Source organism: Burkholderia sp. A2, assembly GCF_001729305.1.
Taxonomy (GTDB): Bacteria; Pseudomonadota; Gammaproteobacteria; order Burkholderiales; family Burkholderiaceae; genus Burkholderia; species Burkholderia sola.
In genome coordinates, this window is record NZ_LZXX01000087.1 from 25,009 (window position 1) to 46,082 (window position 21,074).

16 protein-coding genes, 1 tRNA gene and 1 pseudogene are annotated in these 21,074 nt (G+C 66.5%); 7 read left to right on the top strand and 11 right to left on the bottom strand.

Going from position 1 to position 21,074, the window contains the following annotated elements; genetic code table 11:
• The first annotated feature begins 40 nt into the window (after window positions 1–40).
• Window positions 41–1,111 carry a ParA family protein gene (locus tag A9Z05_RS10690; protein ID WP_176730194.1) on the top strand — a complete coding sequence of 357 codons (1,071 nt, stop codon included), beginning with the start codon at window positions 41–43 and terminating at the stop codon, window positions 1,109–1,111.
• 88 nt (window positions 1,112–1,199) lie between these two features.
• On the opposite strand, the pseudogene A9Z05_RS34495 reads toward A9Z05_RS10690, so the two are convergent.
• The 3 genes and pseudogenes from A9Z05_RS34495 to A9Z05_RS10710 form a co-directional block, all read right to left on the bottom strand.
• Window positions 1,200–2,420: pseudogene (locus A9Z05_RS34495) on the bottom strand (tyrosine-type recombinase/integrase).
• Window positions 2,421–2,568: 148 nt separating this feature from the next.
• Window positions 2,569–2,643 (bottom strand) — tRNA-Arg (locus A9Z05_RS10705).
• A gap of 148 nt (window positions 2,644–2,791) precedes the next feature.
• On the bottom strand, window positions 2,792–2,974 hold the full coding sequence (locus tag A9Z05_RS10710) for a rubredoxin (RefSeq protein WP_006478164.1): 183 nt from the start codon (window positions 2,972–2,974) through the stop codon (window positions 2,792–2,794).
• A 198-nt stretch (window positions 2,975–3,172) separates the two neighbouring features.
• Here A9Z05_RS10710 and A9Z05_RS10715 point away from each other — a divergent pair, with 198 nt between their 5' ends.
• The 5 genes from A9Z05_RS10715 to A9Z05_RS10735 all read left to right on the top strand — a co-directional run bounded on the left by A9Z05_RS10715 (window position 3,173) and on the right by A9Z05_RS10735 (window position 11,109).
• The gene (locus tag A9Z05_RS10715) at window positions 3,173–3,577 is read left to right on the top strand and encodes a DUF4399 domain-containing protein (protein WP_069618079.1); all 405 of its coding nucleotides are present in this window, start codon (window positions 3,173–3,175) and stop codon (window positions 3,575–3,577) included.
• Between the two features lie 232 nt (window positions 3,578–3,809).
• Complete coding sequence (locus tag A9Z05_RS10720; RefSeq protein ID WP_176730195.1) at window positions 3,810–5,795, top strand: ATP-binding cassette domain-containing protein; 1,986 nt, start codon at window positions 3,810–3,812, stop codon at window positions 5,793–5,795.
• Between the two features lie 220 nt (window positions 5,796–6,015).
• Window positions 6,016–7,998, top strand: coding sequence for a DNA topoisomerase IV subunit B (gene parE / locus A9Z05_RS10725; protein ID WP_069618081.1), 1,983 nt, complete (start codon window positions 6,016–6,018; stop codon window positions 7,996–7,998).
• 70 nt (window positions 7,999–8,068) lie between these two features.
• Window positions 8,069–10,390, top strand: a complete 2,322-nt coding sequence (gene parC / locus A9Z05_RS10730; protein WP_069618082.1) for a DNA topoisomerase IV subunit A — start codon at window positions 8,069–8,071, stop codon at window positions 10,388–10,390.
• Between the two features lie 260 nt (window positions 10,391–10,650).
• Entirely contained in the window at window positions 10,651–11,109 is a 459-nt protein-coding gene (locus A9Z05_RS10735; RefSeq protein ID WP_050017501.1) for a CopD family protein, read from the top strand.
• 50 nt (window positions 11,110–11,159) lie between these two features.
• On the opposite strand, the gene A9Z05_RS10740 is transcribed toward A9Z05_RS10735, so the two are convergent.
• Window positions 11,160–12,044, bottom strand: a complete 885-nt coding sequence (locus A9Z05_RS10740) for a LysR family transcriptional regulator (RefSeq protein ID WP_069618083.1) — start codon at window positions 12,042–12,044, stop codon at window positions 11,160–11,162.
• Window positions 12,045–12,156: 112 nt separating this feature from the next.
• Here A9Z05_RS10740 and A9Z05_RS10745 point away from each other — a divergent pair, with 112 nt between their 5' ends.
• The gene (locus A9Z05_RS10745) at window positions 12,157–12,603 is read left to right on the top strand and encodes a multidrug/biocide efflux PACE transporter (RefSeq protein ID WP_069618084.1); all 447 of its coding nucleotides are present in this window, start codon (window positions 12,157–12,159) and stop codon (window positions 12,601–12,603) included.
• Between the two features lie 45 nt (window positions 12,604–12,648).
• On the opposite strand, the gene A9Z05_RS10750 is transcribed toward A9Z05_RS10745, so the two are convergent.
• The 7 genes from A9Z05_RS10750 to A9Z05_RS10780 form a co-directional block, all read right to left on the bottom strand.
• On the bottom strand, window positions 12,649–13,854 hold the full coding sequence (locus A9Z05_RS10750; protein ID WP_084044192.1) for a chromate transporter: 1,206 nt from the start codon (window positions 13,852–13,854) through the stop codon (window positions 12,649–12,651).
• A 201-nt stretch (window positions 13,855–14,055) separates the two neighbouring features.
• Complete coding sequence (locus A9Z05_RS10755) at window positions 14,056–16,395, bottom strand: EAL domain-containing protein (RefSeq protein WP_069618085.1); 2,340 nt, start codon at window positions 16,393–16,395, stop codon at window positions 14,056–14,058.
• Between the two features lie 216 nt (window positions 16,396–16,611).
• Complete coding sequence (locus A9Z05_RS10760; RefSeq protein ID WP_069618086.1) at window positions 16,612–17,496, bottom strand: PhzF family phenazine biosynthesis protein; 885 nt, start codon at window positions 17,494–17,496, stop codon at window positions 16,612–16,614.
• Between the two features lie 13 nt (window positions 17,497–17,509).
• Window positions 17,510–17,968 (bottom strand): RidA family protein, encoded by a 459-nt coding sequence (locus A9Z05_RS10765; RefSeq protein ID WP_006478174.1) that lies wholly within the window; start codon window positions 17,966–17,968, stop codon window positions 17,510–17,512.
• 43 nt (window positions 17,969–18,011) lie between these two features.
• The gene (locus A9Z05_RS10770; RefSeq protein WP_069618087.1) at window positions 18,012–19,193 is read right to left on the bottom strand and encodes a PLP-dependent aminotransferase family protein; all 1,182 of its coding nucleotides are present in this window, start codon (window positions 19,191–19,193) and stop codon (window positions 18,012–18,014) included.
• 165 nt (window positions 19,194–19,358) lie between these two features.
• Window positions 19,359–20,267 carry a DMT family transporter gene (locus A9Z05_RS10775; RefSeq protein WP_069618088.1) on the bottom strand — a complete coding sequence of 303 codons (909 nt, stop codon included), beginning with the start codon at window positions 20,265–20,267 and terminating at the stop codon, window positions 19,359–19,361.
• 45 nt (window positions 20,268–20,312) lie between these two features.
• Window positions 20,313–21,005 carry a VOC family protein gene (locus A9Z05_RS10780; RefSeq protein WP_069618089.1) on the bottom strand — a complete coding sequence of 231 codons (693 nt, stop codon included), beginning with the start codon at window positions 21,003–21,005 and terminating at the stop codon, window positions 20,313–20,315.
• Between the last annotated feature and the right edge of the window lie 69 nt (window positions 21,006–21,074).

A 21,074-nucleotide genomic window follows, 5' to 3' on the forward strand; every position in this document is an offset into this window, starting at 1 on the left:
GTCCTGTCTTTTACGAAACTAATACGATAAAGGGGAAAAAATGTCTCTTTTGAGAAGCTATGCGATTTGGAACAACAAGGGGGGTGTCGGTAAGAGCACCATTACATTCCATCTCGCTTCGCGTTATGCGGAAGAGCATCCAGATGTGAATGTGTTGGTCATCGATCTATGTCCGCAGTCGAACTCGAGCATGATGCTCTTGGGTGGAGGTGTCGAAGGGGAGCAACATGTGCTGGATCTTTGCATGGCGGCGACCCCAAAGACTGTTGTGGGCTACCTCAGCGCCGTGATCGCAGGTGGTGCAGGCGCTCCTCTGCCTGACCCGTGGGACTTCGTTGTGACGACTCGGGATTACAACGACCAGATGCCCGACAACGTCTTTCTGCTCTGCGGTGACGGCAATCTAGAACCCATGGCACCCGCAATCTCGGCGGCTTCCGCAGCGCCAGCACTCACGCCGACCACGCAGCCGTGGAAGTGGGTTCATCAGATTTTCTGGAACTTCATTAACAACATTGCGGCGCCTGATGACGAGGAGTGGATGATCTTCATCGATACGAATCCAAGCTTCTCGATCTATACCGAGTTGGCAGTGTCTGCAGCGCAGCGCCTTATCACCCCGGTGAACGCAGATGATTCGTCGCGGGTCGCAACGAATGCGATGTTTATTCTGCTGCACGGGCAGACTCCTCCACACCCGATTTATGGTACGTGGACGTATGCGTCGCAGGCACAAAGATATGGCTTGGCGGTGCCGCAGATTCACGTAATCGTCGGCAATCGATTGACACAGTATGATGGCGCGGCAACCGCCTTTAAGGCGCTTTCTGATGCCACCGCCGATACGCTCTTCAGCGCATTTAGTACCCATCCAATCTACTTCACGCAGACGCCGAACCCGCCCCAATCACTGACGGACTTCCGAGACGAATATGCTGTTGCGTTGCGCGACTTCAACACTGCCGGTGTTGTCTCTGCACACTTGGGGCGGCCGCTCTCATCGATGGAGCAAGGGTACTATGAAGTGCACGGACAACAGGTGAAGGTCAATGCAGATCGGGTGAGCGAGTGCATTCAGGCTCTGGACGAGTTGATTGCGTACATCGACTAACATTCTGAACGCCAGTCCGAGCGATCGGTGAGATCGCCAATAGTGCTGGCGTGCATAGTTCGTCGACCAGCAGCCGTCTTTGCGGCGTTCACCTGCTACCGGCCGAGGCGAGCTGGATGACCTCGGCCCCTAGCTTAAGGCGGTCGAGATGATCGCCCCAGACTTGCATCATTCTTCTGCGCTCCGGCAGATATTCAGCGTGGACGTAGGCCGCCGTCACTTGATTGCGTTCGGCGTGCGCCATCTGGCGCTCTACAACGTCCCGACCGAAGCCGAGTTCACGCAGAGCCGTAGCCGCCAGCCCGCGAAAGCCGTGCCCGGTCATCCGCGACTTGTAGCCCATGCGATAGAGCGCATAGAGCATCGTGTTGTTCGAAATGTGGCTTCGGCCTTGCACGCTGTAGAACACGAATCGATGCTGGCCGTTGAGCGCGCGGAGCTGGGTGATCACGTCGAGTGCTTGCCGCGATAGCGGAACGATGTGCGGATCGCGCATCTTCATACGCTCCGGCGGCACGCACCATTCTGCGGCGGCTTCGTCAAACTCGGACCATTCCGCACGGATCATTTCCGTTGTCCGCACGAAGGTCAGCGCCATCAGGCGGAGCGCGAGCCGGGTAACTAGGTCGCCTTGGTAGGCGTCAATGTCGCGCATGAGCTGCGGGATCTCCGTCGCCTTGACGCGTGCCATGTGCTATACGCCCGGACCTTTCTTCAAGACCGTCTGCGCGTCGATGTCGGCCGCCGGATTCCTGGAGCATCGCCCGGTCATGATTCCGTATTGAAAGACCGCGCGAGAGCGCTGGAGAATCCGCTTCGCCGTCTCGCGCACCCCGCGCGCCTCGACCTCGCGAACGATGCTGAGCATCTGCGGCGAGTCGATCTCCGCGATCGGGCGAGGGCCGATCTTCGGAAACACGTCGACCTCAAGCGAATTCAGCACCTTCTCCGCGTAGCCGTCGCTCCAGCCCGGACGCTGAGAGTCGAACCACTCGCGAGCTACCGCTTCGAACGAGTTGGCCGCCGCGATCTCGGCGGCCCGTCTTGCGTGCTTCTTCGCCTCGCCCGGATCGATGCCGGCCGGGATCTGCTCGCGGGCCTCGTCGCGCTTCTTCCGTGCCGTCGCAAGCGTGACGGCCGGATAGACGCCGAGGGCGAGCGTCTTCTGCTTGCCAAGGAAGCGGTAGGACAAGCGCCAGTACTTCGCGCCGTTCGGTTGGACGAGCAAAAACATCCCGTTGCCGTCCGTGAGTTTGTACGGAGTCGCGCTGGCCTTCGCATTCCGCACCTGTATGTCAGTGAGAGGCATTGTTGGTATCTGCTGATACCAACAAAAATACCAACACTTTCTCCGGCTGTCACTGAGCAACCTTGGGCAACGATGGGCGCGAGAAGGCCGCCAGACGGGCTTGAGCGAGAAGTTTCTTGTGAATCTTGGGAGAGGTTTGGGGCTTGGCTGGTCCCCCCGACAGGAATCGAACCTGTATCTAGCGCTTAGGAGGCGCTTGTTCTATCCATTGAACTACGGGGAGAGCCAAGTCCGGGCAATCGCGCAAAAAATGCGAACCGGACGGGCGGTGTGGACAGCGCGCAGAGTATAGCAAACGCGCGGCGCGTCGGCGGGGCGGAATGCACCCGCGACGCGGCTATCGCGAGATCACCCGCGATCGAAACAGAAAATCAGAAGTCGACGACGACGAAATCTTCCTTGCCCACGTCGCACAGCGGGCAGCGCCAGTCGGCGGGAATGTCGGCGAAACGGGTGCCGGCCGGAATTCCTTCGTCGGGCAGTCCTTCCGCTTCGTTGTAGACCCACCCGCAAATCAGGCAGACCCAGCTCTGGTATTCGGTTACTTCGCTCATGTTGCGCTCGGGATAATGAAAATTCGGCGATGCCGTCCGCAGCGTGGCCGGCGGACGAAAGGCGCAATGTTACCGGAATTTCGCCGAACGCCTGCGCAACGTCGTTTTAAACGTACGCATCGCGAACAACCAGCGTCATCGCGTCGGTCGGGCATGCAGTGTATGCTTCGTGAGCCTGTCAATCTGAAGGAGGAAACGATGCTCAACAGAAAGTGGATCGCGGGTGCAGTTTGTGTCGCGGCGCTGGCCGTGTCGACGCTCGCGCGCGCCGAAGCGCGTGTGTTCTTCGTCGAGCCGCAGGACGGCGCGACGGTGTCGAATCCCGTGCACGTGAAGTTCGGTCTCGAAGGCATGGCGCTGAAGCCGGCCGGCGACATGACCCCGGATACCGGTCACCATCACCTGCTGATCGACGGCAAGCCGGTGCCGAAGGGCGACGTGATCCCGGCGAGCGAACGTTCGCTGCATTTCGGCAAGGCCCAGACCGAAACCGACGTGAAGCTGCCGCCCGGCCAGCACACGCTGACGCTGCAGCTCGGTGACGGCGCGCACCGTTCGTACGGTCCCGAACTGAGCTCGACGATCACGGTCAACGTGAAATAACCGTGCATCCCGCGCCCGCGCCCGATGCGCCGCGCGCGGGATATGCCGATCGGCCGGCCGCGGGCATCCGGCCGGCATGCGCGTGCTCATGCGGGCACGCAAACCGTAGCCGGCGTCCCAAAACCGGGCGTCGGCCACACCGCGCCCACGATACCGCGCCAGCGCCCATCAAGCGCGCTCCGCGGCACCCGTCCATCCAGCCGAGCCGATGCCGGCCTCCGCGCCCGGTACAATGGGCGCTTCCGATTTCTCTCTTCGCCGTCTCCCCATGTCGCTCTATTCCATTACCGGCGCGCAGCTCGCGTTCGGTCACGTCGCGTTGCTCGATCACGCGGATTTCTCGCTGGAAGCCGGCGAGCGGGTCGGCCTGATCGGCCGCAACGGCGCGGGCAAGTCGTCGCTGCTGAAGATCGTCGCCGATCTCGCGAAGCCCGACGACGGGCTGATCACGCGCCAGCAGGAGCTTGTGACCGTCTACGTGCCGCAGGAGCCCGAATTCGAGCCGGGCGCGACGGTGTTCGACGCGGTCGCGTCGGGGCTCGGGCATACGCGCGAACTGCTCGAAGAATACGATTCGATCGCGCACCGCCTCGCGGAGATCCCGGAAGGCGCCGAGCACGATGCGCTGCTCGCGCGGATGAACGCACTGCAGTCGTCGCTCGATGCGCACGACGCGTGGAACTGGCGCACGCGCGTGTCGATGACGCTCGCGCAAATCGGCCTGACGGACGGCGACGCCAGCGTCGACGCGCTGTCGGGCGGGATGCAGAAGCGCGTCGCGCTGGCGCGCGCGCTGGTGCTGCAGCCCGACGTGCTGCTGCTCGACGAACCGACCAACCACCTCGATTTCGACGGCATCCGCTGGCTCGAAGAGCTGCTCGTCGCGCAGCGCGCGGGCCTGCTGTTCATCACCCACGATCGCGCGTTCCTCGATCGCGTCGCGACGCGCATCGTCGAGCTCGATCGCGGCCGGCTGCTGTCGTATCCGGGCAATTTCTCCGCGTACCAGACGCGCAAGGCGCAGCAGCTCGAAGTCGAACGCGTGGAGAACGAGAAGTTCGACAAGCTGCTCGCGCAGGAAGAAGTGTGGATCCGCAAGGGCGTCGAAGCGCGCCGCACGCGCAGCGTCGGCCGCATCGCGCGGCTCGTGCAGATGCGCAACGAACGCGCGGAGCGCCGCAATGCGCAGGGCAACGTGAAGCTCGACGTCGCGCAGGGCGAGAAGTCCGGCAAGATCGTCGCGGAGCTGACCGACGTGACGAAGCGCTACGGCGGCCGCACGGTGGTCGACCGCTTCTCGACGACGGTCATGCGCGGCGACAAGATCGGCTTCGTCGGCCCGAACGGCGCCGGCAAGACCACGTTGCTGAAGCTGATCCTCGGCGACCTGAAGCCCGACGAAGGCACGGTGCGCACCGGCACGAACCTGCAGGTCGCGTATTTCGACCAGATGCGCGCGCAGCTCGACCAGGAGAAGAGCCTGGCCGACACGATCAGCCCCGGCAGCGAATGGGTCGAGATCGGCGGCGTGCGCAAGCACGTGATGAGCTATCTCGGCGATTTCCTGTTCGCGCCGGAACGCGCGCGTTCGCCGGTGAAGTCGCTGTCGGGCGGCGAGCGCAACCGGCTGCTGCTCGCGCGCCTGTTCGCGCGCCCGGCCAACGTGCTGGTGCTCGACGAACCGACCAACGACCTCGACATCCCGACGCTCGAACTGCTCGAAGAACTGCTGGCCGACTACGACGGCACGGTGCTGCTGGTCAGCCACGATCGCGCGTTCCTCGACAACGTCGTGACGTCGGTGATCGCGGCCGAGGGCGACGGCAAGTGGCGCGAATACGTCGGCGGCTTCACCGACTGGCAGATCCAGAGCGAGCGCTCGGAGCAGCTCGCGCAGCAGGAAGCGGCGAAGCGCGCGGTCAAGGAAGCGGCGCCCGCGAAGGACGAACCGGCGAAGAGCGCGGCCGGCCGCAACGCGCAGCGCACGGTGAAGCTGTCGTTCAACGAGCAGCGCGAACTCGATTCGCTGCCGGAGAAGATCGCCGCGCTCGAAGCGGAGCAGAAGGCGATCAATGCGCAGCTCGAGGACGGCGCGATTTTCGCGAAGGATCCGCAGGAAGGCACGCGCCTGACCGAGCGGTTCGCGGCGATCGACGACGAACTGCTCGCCGCGCTCGAACGGTGGGAAACGCTCGAGGCGAAGCGCAAGCCGGTGTGACGCGCGCGGTGCGCGCCGATCCCGCGATTGGCGCGCCACGCGGAACCAGTAAAATACCGCGCGTCCAGGGTCGCGCCGCACACGCCGCGCGCCCGCTTTCGGAGCAGTCCAAGCACACCGTTGTTTCGATTCGCTTTTTTACGGAACTCAACGTTTTGTCCACGACGTTATCCACACGAGGTGTGGACAACGTCCCGATGAATGACGAAATTCAGCGCCTATGTCAACAAAGAAACCCAGCGCGGCCTATAGCGAAGCATCGATCAAGGTGCTCAAGGGTCTCGAGCCGGTCAAGCAGCGGCCCGGCATGTACACCCGTACCGAGAATCCGCTGCACATCATCCAGGAAGTCATCGACAACGCGTCCGACGAGGCGCTCGGCGGCTACGGCAAGCAGATCACGGTCACGCTGCATGCCGACCAGTCGGTCTCGGTCGAAGACGACGGCCGCGGCATCCCGTTCGGCATGCACCCCGAAGAGGGTGTGCCGGTCGTCGAGATCGTGTTCACGCGCCTGCACGCGGGCGGCAAGTTCGACAAGGCCGCGGGCGGCGCGTATACGTTCTCGGGCGGCCTGCACGGGGTCGGCGTGTCGGTGACGAACGCGCTCGCAACGCGTCTCGACGTGACGGTATGGCGCGACGGCAAGATCGCCGAACTCGGCTTCGCCGACGGCGACGTCGTGAAGCCGCTGTCCACGCAAGGCGCGGGCCGTGGCGAGAAGAAATCCGGCACGCGCGTGCAGGTGTGGCCGAATCCGAAATACTTCGATTCGCCGAACCTGCCGCTCGGCGAATTGCAGCGCCTGCTGCGCTCGAAGGCCGTGCTGCTGCCGGGCGTCGAGGTCGTGCTCGTCAACGAAAAGACCGGCGAGCGCCAGGCGTGGAAGTATGAAGACGGCCTGCGCGGCTACCTGCTCGACGAAATGAACGGCAGCGAGCTGTTGATTCCGCTGTTCGAGGGCGAGCGTTTCGCCGATTCGCGCTCGACCGACGAAACCTTCGCCGAAGGCGAGGGCGCGTCGTGGGTCGTCGCATGGAGCGAGGAAGGCTCGCTCGTGCGCGAGTCGTACGTGAACCTGATCCCGACGCCGGCCGGCGGCACGCACGAGTCGGGCTTGCGCGACGGCCTCTACCAGGCGGTGAAGAGCTTCGTCGAACTGCACAACCTGCAGCCGAAGGGCGTGAAGCTGCTCGCGGAAGACGTGTTCGCGCGCGTGTCGTTCGTGCTGTCAGCGAAGGTGCTCGATCCGCAGTTCCAGGGGCAGATCAAGGAGCGGCTGAACAGCCGCGACGCGGTGAAGCTCGTGTCGTCGTTCTCGCGTCCGGCGCTCGAACTGTGGCTGAACCAGCACGTCGAGCACGGCAAGAAGCTCGCCGAACTCGTGATCAAGCAGGCGCAGGCGCGTACGCGCGCCGGCCAGAAGGTCGAGAAGCGCAAGAGCTCGGGCGTCGCGGTGCTGCCGGGCAAGCTGACCGATTGCGAGACGGAAGACATCGCGCGCAACGAACTGTTCCTCGTCGAGGGCGACTCGGCGGGCGGCTCGGCGAAGATGGGCCGCGACAAGGAATACCAGGCGATCCTGCCGCTGCGCGGCAAGGTGCTGAACACGTGGGAAACCGAACGCGATCGTCTCTTCGCGAACAACGAGGTGCACGACATCTCGGTCGCGATCGGCGTCGATCCGCATAGCCCGGACGATACCGTCGACGTGTCGAACCTGCGCTACGGCAAGATCTGCATCCTGTCGGACGCGGACGTCGACGGCTCGCACATCCAGGTGCTGCTGCTCACGCTGTTCTTCAAGCATTTCCCGCAGCTGATCGAGCGCGGCCACGTGTACGTCGCGCGCCCGCCGCTGTTTCGTGTCGACGCGCCCGCGCGCGGCAAGAAGCCCGCGCAGAAGCTCTACGCGCTCGACGACGGCGAGCTCGAGGCGATCCTCGACAAGCTGCGCAAGGACGGCGTGCGCGACACGCAGTGGAGCATCAGCCGCTTCAAGGGCCTTGGCGAAATGAGCGCCGAGCAGCTGTGGGACACGACGATGAACCCCGACACGCGCCGCCTGATGCCGGTGAAGCTCGGCGAACTCGACTACGAGGCGACCGTCGCGCGGATGACGATGCTGATGGGCAAGGGCGAGGCAGCCGCGCGGCGCGGCTGGCTCGAGGAAAAGGGCAACGACGTCGAAGCGGACATTTAGTGCACCGCTTCCGCGCGGCCGGGCATGACGCCCGGCCCGGCCTCATGCCACTTACGAATACGGAATTCAGATGGACGACAATACTTCCGATCTCTTTGCCAGCCCCGACGCGCCCGAGAGCGACGCGCTGACGCTCGGCAACTATGCGGAACAGGCGTATCTCAGCTACGCGGTCAGCGTCGTGAAGAGCCGCGCGCTGCCCGACGTGTGCGACGGCCAGAAGCCGGTGCAGCGCCGGATCCTGTTCGCGATGAACGAAATGGGCCTGGGGCCCGACGCGAAGCCGGTGAAATCGGCGCGCGTGGTCGGCGACGTGCTCGGTAAATACCACCCGCACGGCGACCAGTCGGCGTACGACGCGCTCGTGCGTCTCGCGCAGGATTTCTCGCTGCGCTATCCGCTGATCGACGGGCAGGGCAACTTCGGCTCGCGCGACGGCGACGGCGCGGCGGCGATGCGTTACACGGAAGCGCGCCTCACGCCGATCGCGAAGCTGCTGCTCGACGAGATCGACCAGGGCACGGTCGACTTCATGCCGAACTACGACGGCTCGTTCGAGGAGCCGAAGACGCTGCCGAGCCGCATGCCGTTCGTGCTGCTGAACGGCGCGTCGGGCATCGCGGTCGGCCTCGCCACCGAAATCCCGTCGCACAACCTGCGCGAAGTCGCGGCCGCGGCGGTCGCGCTGATCCGCAATCCGAAGCTCACGCATGCCGAGCTGATGAACCTGATTCCGGGCCCGGATTTCCCCGGCGGCGGCCAGATCATCTCGAGCGACACCGAAATCGCGGCGGCGTACGAAACGGGCCGCGGCAGCCTGAAGGTGCGCGCGAAATGGAAGATCGAGGATCTCGCGCGCGGCCAGTGGCAGCTCGTCGTGACCGAGCTGCCGCCGAGCACGTCGGGTCAGAAAGTGCTCGAGGAAATCGAGGAACTGACCAACCCGAAGCTGAAGCTCGGCAAGAAGACGCTGACGCCCGAGCAGTTGAACACGAAGAAGGCGATGCTCGACCTGCTCGATGCGGTGCGCGACGAGTCGGGCAAGGAAGCGGCGGTGCGGCTCGTGTTCGAGCCGAAGTCGCGCACGATCGACCAGACGGAATTCGTGAACACGCTGCTTGCATACACGAGCCTCGAATCGAACGCGACGCTGAATCTCGTGATGATCGGCGCCGACGGCCGGCCGGGCCAGAAGGGCCTGCTGACGATCCTCGACGAATGGGTGAAGTTCCGCCAGCTGACGATGACGCGCCGGTGCCGCCATCGTCTCGCGAAGGTCGACGACCGCATCCACATCCTCGAAGGGCGGATGATCGTCTTCCTGAACATCGACGAGGTGATCCGCATCATCCGCGAGTCGGACGAGCCGAAGGCCGCGCTGATGAGCGCGTTCGGCCTCAGCGAGCGGCAGGCCGAGGACATCCTCGAAATCCGGCTGCGCCAGCTCGCGCGGCTCGAGAAGATCAAGATCGAGAAGGAACTCGAAGCGTTGCGCGACGAGAAGGCGAAGCTCGAGGAACTGCTCGCGAACGAAAGCGCGATGAAGCGGCTGATGATCAAGGAGATCGAGGCCGACGCGAAGCAGTACGGCGACGATCGCCGCACGCTGATCCAGCAGGAAAAGCGCGCGACGTTCGAGGCGAAGGTGGTCGACGAGCCGGTGACGGTCGTCGTGTCGCAGAAGGGCTGGGTGCGCGCGATGAAAGGTCACGGGCTCGACCCGGCCGGCTTCACGTTCAAGGCGGGCGACCACCTGTACGCCGCGTTCCAGTGCCGCACGCCGGATCGCCTGATCGCATGGGGCAGCAGCGGCCGCGTGTATTCGGTCGACGTGTCCGTGCTGCCGGGGGGGCGCGGCGACGGCGTGCCGGTCACGTCGCTGATCGAGCTCGAATCGGGCTCGCACCTGATGCACTACTACGCGGCGCCGGCCGACCAGCAACTGCTGCTCGCGTCGAGCAACGGCTTCGGCTTCCTCGCGAAGGTCGGGGACATGGTGAGCCGCCTGAAGGCCGGCAAGTCGTTCATGACGATCGACGCGGGTGCGGTGCCGCTCGCGCCGATGCCGGTGCTGCCGAACGCGACGCAGGTCGCGTGCCTGTCGAGCGGCGGGCGCTTGCTCGTGTTCGGGATGGACGAGATGAAGACGCTGTCCGGCGGCGGGCGCGGCGTGATCCTGATGGCGCTCGACGACAAGGAAACGCTCGTGCAGGCGCTGGCGATCGATCCGGCCGGCGTCGTGCTGATCGGCACCGGCCGTGGCGGCAAGGTGCAGGACGACACGCTGTCGTATGCCGGGCTCGCGCCGCACATCGGCAAGCGCGCCCGCAAGGGCCGCGCGCCGGACACGAAGCTCAAGGTCGTCACCGAGTTGCGTCCGCTGCTCGGCTGACGCCGCGTGGTCGACCGGATCGCCGGATCGCTGGTTCGGCCGCGATCGAAGGCCGCACGTCCGCTTCGGCGGGCGTGCGGCTTTTTCTTTCTGGCGCGGGGATGCGGGTAAGCAAGCGTGGCGCTGTCACGCGGAATTTGCAAAATAGTGTGAAATCGCGTCGAGGGTCCGAACCGCCGCGCGGCTGGCGGGTCGAACGTCGCTTGATGCCGCGTGCGACGCGGCCGTTCGCTGCACCCACTCATCACAGGATCGTCCCCATGTCCCACGCCGTTGCCGTCGCGCTGTTTCTTCATCTGCTGGCCGTCGCCGTGTGGGTGGGCGGGATGGTCTTCGCGCACTTCTGCCTGCGCCCCGCGCTGTCCGACCTGTCGCCGCAGCTGCGGCTGCCGCTGATCGAAGGCGTGTTCGGCCGCTTCTTCAACTGGGTGTCCGGGGCCGTGATCGTGATCCTGCTGTCCGGCGGCTTCCTGCTGATGAGCTTCGGCGGCGCGCACGCGACGTGGTCGCTGCACGCGATGGCCGGACTCGGCGTCGTGATGATGCTGATCTTCGGGCACATCCGCTTCGCGCTGTTCCCGCGCATTCGCCGTGCGGTGCAGGCGCAGAACTGGCCGGACGGCGCGCGCGCGGTGAATGCGGTGCGCCTGCTCGTCGTCGTGAACCTCGTGCTCGGCGTCGTCACGATCGGCGCGGCCGTGCTGTCGCGCGGTTTCTGACTGGCTGGCGCAGGCTACTGCCTTCGGCGTAGGCCCGGCGGCACGCGCCGCTAAGCGGCCAGCATCGCGTCGAGCAGCCACGAGCCGGCCGGCCCGAGCGGCCGGTTGCGCGACCAGACCGCATCCACCCGTACACGGCGCGGCCAGCCGCGCGCGCGCAGCTCGCACAGGCGGTCGCGCGCGAAATGCTCGACCATCCAGCGCGGCAGTTCCGCCCAGCCGAACCCGAGTACGGCCATCTCCAGCAGCATCAGGTAGCTCGGCGCCAGCCAGTGCTGCGTGCCGACGACGATCCGGTCGTCGGTGCCGCGGCCTTCCGTTTTCACGTAGGTATTGAGGCGCAGTTCGCGCACGTCGCGTAGCGCGGCGTGCGGCACCTCGGCGTCGCCGTATTCGGCGAGCGCGTGCGTGCGGCCGACGAACAGCCCGATCTCCGATTCCTCGGCTACCGTCGCCGCGCCGATATCGGCCGGGTAGGCCGCGCGCGCGGCCATCAGCCCGAGTTGCGCGCGACCCTGCTGGATCAGGTCGAGCACGTCGTCGTGCTCGGCGATCTGGCATTCGAGCTCGAGCGCCGGAAAGCGCCGTTCGAGCGCCATCAACGTTTCCTCGTAACGCTTCGACTGGTAGGTATCGGACACGACGAGCGTGAGCCGCGCTTCCTCGCCGTGCGCGAGCCGGGCGGCCGTGCGGTCGATCGCCGCGCTGGCCTCGAGCGCGCGCTGCACCTGCGGCAGCAGCGCACGGCCGGCATCGGTGAGCGTCGGCGTGCGCGTCGAGCGGTCGAACAATTGCACGCCGAGATCGATCTCGAGATTCGCGATCGCTTCCGACACGGTCGACTGACGCTTGCCGAGCTTGCGGGCGGCGGCCGTAAACGAGCCGAGCAGCGCCGCTTCGGCGAATGCGAGCAGGGCTTCCGGGGCGTGGTGCATGCAGGGCTCCTCGCAGCGTTATATCGGTAAAACCGATGATATCAAACTGGATTCGCACGGTGCCGCCGATCAGAATGCCCGACATGGATCAAGCAATGCATCGGAGGGCATCATGAAACAGACGAATAAAACGGTGACGGAACGCCTGCTGCACGCGCTGACGTTCGAACTGGTGGCGATCGCGCTGTGCGCGCCGATCGGCGCGTGGCTGCTCGACATGCCGGTGTCGCACGTCGGCGTGCTGACGGTGATGGTGTCGCTGATCGCGATGGCGTGGAACATGACGTTCAACACGCTGTTCGACCGCTTCGAGCGGCGGGCCGGGTTGTCGCGCACGCTCGGCATGCGGGTCGCGCACGCGGTGACGTTCGAGCTCGGCCTCGTCGCGATGGTGGTGCCGGTTGCCGCGTGGTGGCTGAACGTGAGCCTCGTCGAGGCGCTGCTGCTCGACCTCGGCATCGTGCTGTTCTTCCTGCCTTACACGTTCTGCTTCAACCTGGCGTACGACGCGCTGCGCGCCCGCTGGATCGCGCGCCGCGTCGCGGTGCAGGCCGGCTGACGGAGTCAGGCCGGCCAGCGCGAGCAGGGCGACGTCCGCCGCCCGTCAGTGCGCGGCCCACAGCCACACGCTGCACACGGCGGCGACCACGCCGTACACGGCATAGACGGGCACCTTGAAGCGCGTGAAGCACAGCGTCGCGAACGCGCCCGTCAGCCAGTAAACCGGGTCGGCCGGTTCGCGATGCAGGATCTTCACGACGGCGACCACGAGAAAGGCCGTCGTCGCCGCGCGCAGCAGGCGCATCCCGTGCTCGAAGCGCGCATGGCGCTTGAGCCGGAGCAGATGGTTCTGCGCGAATACGACGAGGCACCCCGATGGAATGAACAGCGCGGCGGTGGCGAGCAGCGCACCGACCCACCCGTCGGTCAGGTAGCCGAGAAACGGCACGACGTTCAGCAACGGCCCCGGTGCGACCGGCGACAGCGCGAACGCCAGCGTGAAGTCGTGATCGGAGATGCCCGTCGCCGGCGACACGAACAGCGTCTTGAGTACCGGCAGCGCGGAGAAGCCGCCGCCGAACAGCGTCATGCCCGCGCCCGCGAGGCGCGGCCACAGCAGATCCGCCTGGTAATCGCCCGGCAGCGGCACCGCGAACAGCACGACGAGCACGCCGAGCAGCACGAGCAGGCCGCGATCGCGCTTCGGCAGCGTGAAATCGACCGCGTCGCGTTGCGACGGCCCCGTCAGCCAGCCCGCTGCAAACGCGGCGAACAGAATCCCGACGAAAGCGGCCGGACTATGCGCGAAAGCCAGCAGAATCGTCGATAACGCGGCGATTGCCTGTTCGAGCCGCGTGCGCGCGAGCGAGCGCAACTGCTTGACCCACGTGACGCCGATCAGCGCGGCGAGCACCATCCCGAAGTGATTGATCAGCACCGGCGCGGCCAGCGAGCGGACGAGCGGCGTCTGATAGAAGATCGCGAACAGCGTCATCAGGATTGAGAACGGCAGCACGCTCGCAATGCCGGCGATCCATGCGCCGGCGCGGCCATGCAACGTCTGGCCGACCTGCACGGCGACATTGCAGCCGACGGGGCCCGGTACGAGCCACGCGAGCGCGACGAGATCGCCGAAGACTTGCGGCTCGATGCGCTGCAGCCGCTCCACGTAATGGCGTTCGAGCTGCGCCATCATCGAAAGCCCGCCCCACGAGACGGCCGAAATGCTGGCGACGACCTTGAACAAGGTCCATAGGGAGGCCGGTGCCTCTTCGACACGCGCGGTCGCTTCGACTTCGACGGTTGTCATGATTGTGTGGTTGGCGCGGGGCCAGATCTCTCGCGTAAGGCCGTGGCGACGGCCCGCCGACACGTCGGCCCTCCCGATTGTCCGCCGCGCATCGTGACACTACCATGCGCGAAAACGCTAGTTAATGAACTAAACGACCGGATCGGAAAACGTAACAATTGCGGCGGTGCGCAACGCGCGCCGCGGCTGCAGCGGTGCGGCTCAGCCGCCCGTGCTGCCGGTCGCGCGATGCGCGATGACGTTCGGATGATCGCCGCGCACGCCGAAGCGTGCGATCAGCGCGGGAATCGCATCGGCCGGCACCGGGCGCGAGAACAGGAACCCCTGCGCCTCGATTTCGCCGAGTGCGGACAGCCACGTGATCTGCTCCTCGGTTTCGGTGCCCTCGACGACGACGGTCAGCCCGAGCGAGCGCGCCAGATGCACGATCGACGACACCATCACGCACACGCTGCGATCGGTCGGAATCGCCTGCACGAACGAGCGGTCGACCTTCAGCGTGTCGACGGAGAAGCGGTGCAGGTACGACAGCGACGAATAGCCGGTGCCGAAATCGTCGAGCGCGATCCGGATGCCGAGCTTTTTCAGCGCGACGATCTTCTCGGACACGAGTTCCGGATATTCCATCATCGCGGTTTCGGTGATCTCGATCTCGAGCCGGTTCGCGTCGATGCCGGTGTCCTGCAGCGCCTGCGAGATCGTCTCGATCAGGTCGCCGCGCCAGAACTGCACGGGCGAGATGTTGACCGCGAGCGTCAGCGTGTCGTGGCCTTCGTCGCGCCAGCGCGCGATCTGCTCGCACGCGGTGCGGATCACGAAGTCGCCGATCGGCACGATCAGGCCGGTCGATTCGGCGATCGAGATGAATTCGTTCGCTGAGATCACGCCGTGTTCGGGATGATCCCAGCGTGCGAGCGCCTCGAAGCCGGTGATGTAGCGGTGCGTGAGGTCGATCTTCGGCTGATACGCGAGGAACAGCTGCCCCTCGGCGAGCGCGACACGCAATTGCTGTTCCCAGCGCATCAGGTGGTCGGCGCGGTGCGACAGGTGCGGCGCATAGAACTGGTAGCAGTTCTTGCCGGCATCCTTCGCGCTGTACATCGCGAGGTCGGCCTTTTTCAGCAGGTCGATCTCGCTTTCGTTCGCGACGGTGTGCAGCGCGATGCCGATGCTCGCATGCAGCACGAACGAACTGCCGCGTACGTCGAACGGCTCGCTGAACATCCGGATGATCGCCTCCGCGAGCCGCACCGCGCGCCGCTCGACGTCGTCGCCCTTCATCACGACGACGAACTCGTCGCCGCCGATGCGCGCGAGCGAGCCTTCGTCGCCGACCGCATCGGCCAGGCGCGACGCGGTCATCTGCAGCACGATGTCGCCGGCGTTGTGGCCGAGCGTGTCGTTGACGGTCTTGAAGTTGTCGAGATCGATGAACAGCAGGCCGAGCCGTGACAGGCTGGCGGGCATCGACACGTCGTTGCGCAGCCCGCGCAGCGTCGCATAGCGGTTCGCGAGGCCGGTGAGCAGGTCGTATTCGGCGAGCTGCGTCATTTCGCGCTCGCGGCCGAGCAGCTTGCCGATCAGCCCCGTCGCGACGCCGAAGAACGCGAGCATCGCGAGCGTGATGAAGCTCGTCATCAGCAGGTAGACGTTGCGCGTGTGGGTGTAGTCCGCGAACTCTTCCGTCTGCGACAACCCGACCATCACCGCGAGCGGGTAGCCGTCGAGGTGGCGGTACGACACGATGCGCGTCACGCCGTCGATCGGATCGACGATCGTGCCCGTCACACGCTCCGCGATCGGGTAGACGCCCGACGCCGAAAACGCGCCCGGCGCGTTGTTGACCGAGCCCGTGCGCCGCGCGAGCACCGCGCCCGTGTCGGACACGACCGCGATCACGCCTTCCTTGCCGATGGCCGCGTTGTTGTAGAAATCGTTCGTGAAGTAGCTCGGGTCTTCCGACACCACGACGATGCCCGCGAAGCTGCCGTCCGGATTGTTCAGGCGCCGCGTCATCTGCAGCGTCCAGTGGCTCGACACGCGGCCGAACACCGGCTTGCTGATGAAGAGGCGGTCGTCGTTGTGCGCGAGGTGGACCTTGAAGTGCTCGCGGTCGGACAGGTTGATCGGCTGCGGATGGAGTTCGGCGGTGTTCGCGAACAGGATGCCTTTCGCGTTGACGAGCGACACCTGGATCAACGTGTCGCTCGGCACGACGCCTTTCTCGACGGCGCTCGCGAGATTGAAGCGCGCCGGCGACTTCTCGAATTCGAACTTGACGAAGCGGGTGATCTGGTCGACCTGGTGGATCGCCTTGACCGTATGCTGCTCGAGCGCGGACGACAGGATCGCCGCGGAGGCCGCTGCTTCCTTGTACGCACTGTCCTTTTCAACGGACAGCCGCGCGATGATCACGGCCCACAGCAGCGCGAGCGCCAGCATCCCGAGCAGCGGGATGGCAAACAGCGCACGCCGGCGCGATTTGCGCGGCGCGCGTAGCGGTCGGTTCGGCGGCGTGTGGTTGGACCGGGCGGAACTCATCGAAGAGGGCGGCGTCCTGCTCGCGTGCGCCATCCGTCTGGATGGCCGGCTATGGTTCGGATTGTCCCGACGTCTGTTCGTTCGCGGGACGCGCAACCATGGACAGACCTCCGAAACAACGGATTAGGCCCGATATTACTGGCTGGAACGTTTTTGCGATAGCTGGGCAAAGCGCGGAGCGCCGGACGAGCCGGCGCCATCGCACATCGCGAAATGTCAGTCGGGCGACCGGAACGTGCCGTCGACGACCGTGACGACGTGGCCGCCGATCCAGGTCGTGCCGTCTGCGTCGTAGCTGACGAAGACGCGGCCGTCGCGGCCGATCGCCGTGCCCTGGCGGGCCGTATACGACGAGCCGGGGCGGCGTTCCTGCCGCGTCAACAGCCCGGCCAGCGCGGCGTTCGCGCTGCCGGTGACGGGGTCCTCGCCGGGGATGCCGAACTTGCCGCCCGTCATCAGGCAGCGGATCTCGAACGTCGCCGGGCCGCCTTCGGCGTGCGGCGCGTAGACGGCGAGGCCGTCCACGCCGTAGCGGTGGGTCAGCGCCGCCAGCGCGGCCGGATCGGGTGACAGGCCGATGCACGCGTCGGCCGACTTCAGCCGCACGACGAGCCACGGCGCGCCGTTGTCCACCGCGCACGGCTCGGCGTCCAGGTCGAGCGCGTCGCTGCAGAGCGCGGCGGCCAGTACCGCGTAGTCCGAACGGTCGAGCGGCGTGACGCGTGCCGGCGGCGCGGCGAACGCCCAGCCGTCGACCTGCTCGCGCAGCGCGACGCGGCCGACCCCGCACTGCTGGATCAGCCGGCCCGGCGTGCGGGGCCGCGCGCCGCTTTCCAGGAACGCGTGCGCGGTGCCGAGCGTCGGATGGCCGGCGAACGGCAGTTCGCCGCCCGTCGTGAAGATCCGCACGCGGTAATCGGCTTCCGGATCGGTCGGCGTGCAGAGAAACGTCGTTTCCGACAGGTTCGTCCAGCGGGCGATCTCGAGCATCGCGTCGTCGCCGAGCGAATCGGCGTCGAACACCACGGCGAGCGGATTGCCCTTGAACGGCACCGACGTGAACACGTCGACCTGCTTGAAGCGAACGAAACGGCCGGGCATCGCGCGGCGCCCGTTACGCGACTTCGGCGATCAGCTCGATCTCGACGCACGCGCCGAGCGGGATCTGCGCGACGCCGAACGCCGAGCGCGCATGCTTGCCCGCGTCGCCGAACACTTCGGCGATCAGCTCCGACGCGCCGTTCGTCACGACGTGCTGCTCGGTGAAGTCGAGCGTCGAGTTGACGAGGCTCATCAGCTTGACGATGCGCGTGACCTTGTTCAGGTCGCCGGTGTGCGCGTGCAGCGTCGCGAGCAGGTCGATCGCGATCGAGCGGGCGGCCGCCTTGCCGTCTTCCGTTTGCAGATCCGCGCCGAGCTTGCCGGCCCAGACCTTGCCGTCCTTCTTCGCGATGTGGCCCGACAGGTAGACCGTGTTGCCGCTTTGCGCGCTCATCACGTAGGCCGCGGCCGGTGCGCCGGCGGTCGGGAGCTCGATGCCGAGCGACTTCAGTTTGTCGTAGACGTTAGCCATGCGTTCGATTCCTCGTAGAGAGTCGTGACAGGGAAAAAGGGGATCAGAGGCGCTCGCGCAGCAGCTTGCCGAGGCGCGCGACGCCTTCCTCGATCTTCTCGGGCGGCACCGTCACGAACGACAGGCGCAGCGTGTTCTGCTGCGCGTTCTCCGCGAAGAACGGCGCGCCCGGCACGAAGGCGACGTGATTGTCGACGGCCGCGGCGAGCAGCGTCATGCTGTCGATCTGCGCGGGCAGGTTCACCCAGATGAACATCCCGCCTTCCGGGCGGTTCCACGTGACGCCTTCCGGCATGTGGCGCGCAAGCGCGCCGAGCATCGCGTCGCATTGCGCGCTGTACAGCTCGCGGATCGTCGGGATGTGCTCGTCGAGGAAGCCGTCCTTGATCACTTCGTGCGCGATGCGCTGCGTGAGCGTCGGCGTGTGCAGGTCGGTGGCCTGCTTGGCCTGCACGAGCTTGAAGTGGAGTTCCTCGGGCGCGATGATGTAGCCGATCCGCAGGCCCGGCGCGAGCACCTTCGAGAACGTGCCGAGGTGCACGACGTGGTCGGGCGCCATCGACAGCATCGTCGGCAGCGGCTCGCCCTGGTAGTTCAGCGCGCCGTACGGATCGTCCTCCAGCACCGGGAACGGGCTCGACTGCGCGAACGCGGCGAGCGCGCGGCGGCGCTCGACGGGCAGGCGGCGGCCGGTCGGGTTCTGGAAGTTCGGCTGCGCGTACAGCAGGCGCGCGCCTTGCGTGAGTTCGGGGGCAAGGCCTTCCGGCAGCAGGCCCTGCTCGTCGGTTGGCACCTGCACGTAGCGTGGCTCGTACAGCGAGAACGATTGCAGCGCGCCGAGGTAGGTCGGCGTTTCGACGAGGATCGGGCTGCCCGGATCGATCAGCGCCTTGCCGAGCAGGTCGAGCGCCTGCTGCGAGCCGGTCGTGATCAGCACCTGCGACACGCGCACGCTGTAGCGCTCGGCGATCCATTCGCGCAACGGCAGGTAGCCTTCGGTCGCGCTGTACTGGAGCGCGGCGGCCGGCGCGTCGCGCAGCACGCGGTCGGCGGCGGCACGCATGCGTTCCGCCGGGAACGTCGCGGGGGCGGGCAGGCCGCCGGCGAACGAGATGACCTCGGGGCGTTCCGTGACCTTCAGGATCTCGCGGATCGCGGAGCTCGTCAGCTTGCGGGCGCGTTCGGAAAGCTGCCAGTGCGGCGGATGCAGGTCGTTCGGATTCATAGTCTCCTCGTTCGGATATCGTGGTCAGTCAAGAAAGGTCGTTCGGGCGCATCGCTTCGACGCTGCCGGGTGGGCAGCGCCGGCACGATGAAGCCTTCGCGGCTGGGTAAGCACGGCCAGTCAGGCAAAACCGATCAGGCAAAACGTTCATTATGGCGCACCTCATCAGCCGGCGCGAGCGGCGCGCGGCGCCGTGGCCACCGCCGAGCGGCGCCCGAGCACCACGGTCGCGATCACCGCGGCCGCGAACAGCCACGTCGACGACGTGACCGTTTCGCCGAACAGCAGCGCGGAAAAGGCGATCGTGAAGAAGATCTGCAGCAGCTGCACCTGGCCGACGCGCGCGGTGCCGCCCATCGCGAGCCCCGCGTACCACGCGAAAAAGCCGATGAATTGAGAAAAGAGGGTCACGTAGCCGAACGCGAGCCACGTGCGCGGCGCGAGCGGGCCCGGATGCGCGGCGTGCTGCATCCAGGCGAGCCAGCCGACCGGCAGCACGAGGAAGGGGGCCGACACGACGAGCGCCCAGCAGATCACCTGCCAGCCGCCGATCTGGCGTGCGAGGCGCGCGCCTTCCGCATAGCCGAGCGCGCCGATGCCCACCGCGACGAGCATCAGCGCGTCGCCGGCCTGCACGGCGCCGCCGCCGTCGCGCAGCGCGAACGCGATCACGAGCGCGCTGCCGGCCACCGCGCTGGCCCAGAACGCCTTCGACGGCCGTTCGTGCGACAGCCATGCCGCGTACAGCGCGACGAACAGCGGTTGCAGACCGTTGACCACCGCGCCGTGCGAGGCCGGCACGCTCTTCATCGCCCACGCGGAAAACACCGGATACGCGATGATCACGCCGGCCGACGTGATCGCGAGGCTTTTCAGTTGCGCGCGGGTCGGCAGCGGCTCGCGGCGCCACCACAGCAGCAGGCCGGCCGGCACGGCGGCGGCGAGCGCGCGGCCGAGCCCGTTGAGCAGCGGATTGAGTTCGGATACGACGATCCGCGTCATCGGCAGCGTCAGGCTGAAGATCATCACGCCGATGAGGCCGAGCAGCATGCCCCGGGTTTCGCGCGAATTCATGTACTGGGTGTCTCCGTATTGCAGGGTGGGGAATCGGGCGGGCGCTCAGCGCAGCGTGCGCGCGCCGTGCGGCGTATCGAATTCGGCGACGAGGGCCGGCGCGCCGTCGGTGGACTCGACGTCGAGCAGGTGGGCGGCGCCGAGCCAGTCGAGCTGCTCGCGGATCGTATCCGCACGCGGGTGGACGCCCTCGAGCACCTTCAGCGCGACGCCGCCGTTCGGCAGCGATTCGGCCGGATGGCGCGGGCTGTCCCACTGGATCAGCGATGGCACGAGGCCGTCGCCCGCGCCCTGCCACGCGGGGAAGCTGCCGTCGTCGGGCACCGTGAGGCCCCAGCTCAGATCACCGCGTCGCATTGCGACGACGGGCGCGATGCGGGCCGGGTACTGGCGCTGCCACAGCGCGAGCTGGCGCGGGCGGTCGACGCGCGCGACCCAGTGCGCGAGAAACGGGCCTTGCGCGAGTCGCGCGTGCATCGACGGGGCGTCGAGCCCGAACAGCCGCGCGCGCGGCGGCTTCGCATCGTCGCCCGGCGCGGGTGCGTCGGGGTCGATCGCGATCACTTCGAGGTAGAGCCCGCCCCACGCACCGAACAGCGCATTGTGGGTCCGCATCAGCGGGTGGCGGCCGCCGCCGGCCGGTTCGATGCCGAGCGCGTCGGCGACATGGCGCACGCCTTCGTCGAGGGTGCGCGCGGCGATCACGAGATGGTCGAGTGTCAGGGAGCGGGCTGGCATGAGCGTCGGTCGGGAAGCGAAAGTGTCATGGTAGGCGGGCGCCGGGCCGGGTGGAGGCCGGACCGGCCG